Origin of the sequence: Cellulomonas endophytica (genome assembly GCF_004123805.1) — a bacterium.
Classification (GTDB): Bacteria; Actinomycetota; Actinomycetes; order Actinomycetales; family Cellulomonadaceae; genus Cellulomonas; species Cellulomonas endophytica.
Window position 1 is genome coordinate 1 of record NZ_RWJX01000168.1, and the last position, 1,160, is coordinate 1,160.

The window sequence follows — 1,160 nt, forward strand, 5'->3', positions numbered from 1 at the left end:
CGGCTCGGCCTGGGCCACGGGGACCAAGACCTACAACAACGCCGTCTCCGTGGACCTGGAGGGCCAGCCGCAGCAGACGATCCTGCAGCTGGCGAAGGCGAACGGCCTCAAGACCGGCAACGTCTCGACCTCGGAGATCCAGGACGCCACCCCGGCCGTCCAGGTCTCCCACGTCTCGCTGCGCAGCTGCTACGGCCCCGAGCGCACCTCGACGAACTGCCCGGAGAACGCACTGGAGAACGGCGGCCTGGGGTCCATCTCCGAGCAGCTGCTCAACACCCGCGCCGACGTCACCTTCGGCGGCGGCGCCGCCTCCTTCCAGGAGGTCGCCAAGGCCGGCGACTGGGCCGGCCAGACGCTGTTCGAGCAGGCCGACGCCCGCGGCTACCAGCTGGTCGGCGACCAGACGCAGTTCGAGGCGCTGACCAGCGCTGACGACGACGCACCCGTCCTCGGCCTGTTCGCCGACGGCAACCTGCCCGTGCGCTGGGAGGGCCCCCTGGCCACCGCCACGGGCGGCGCCGAGGAGCCGGTCACCTGCACGGAGAACCCCGAGTACGGCACCGCGCCCACCCTGGCCGAGATGACGACCAAGGCGATCGACCTGCTCGAGAACGACAAGGGCTTCTTCCTGCAGGTCGAGGGCGCCTCCATCGACAAGCAGGACCACGCCGCCAACCCCTGCGGCCAGATCGGTGAGACGGTCGACCTCGACGAGGCCGTGCAGGTCGCGCTCGAGTACGCCAAGACCGCCGGCAACACCCTCGTCGTCGTCACCGCCGACCACGCCCACTCCAGCCAGATCATCTACCCGGGCAGCACCACCCCCGGTCTGACGCGCACGCTCCTGACGGCGGACGGCGCACCCATGACGATCGCCTACGGCACCGCCGAGGAGGGCGACTCCCAGGCCCACACCGGCGCCCAGGTCCGCATCGCCGCCTTCGGCCCCCGCGCGACCAACGTGCTCGGCCTGACCGACCAGACCGATCTGTACTTCACCATGCGCAACGCCCTGCGCCTGCAGGACGTCAGCTGACTGACCCGCACTCACGACAGCCCCGGTCCCGAGTGGGGCCGGGGCTGTCGTTCCTGCTCCAGGATCTAGCTGTAGTGCCCCGGGAGGTTGTTGACGCGGTCGATCGGGGTGAGGCCGCCGA

1 protein-coding gene is annotated in these 1,160 nt (G+C 70.8%); it reads left to right on the forward strand.

The genetic code is table 11. From position 1 onward, the window contains the following. The coding region (gene phoA, locus EJA20_RS18485) for an alkaline phosphatase (RefSeq protein WP_129339952.1) at nucleotides 1–1,039 on the forward strand (1,039 nt) is incomplete at its 5' end. Nucleotides 1,040–1,160: the final 121 nt, after the last annotated feature.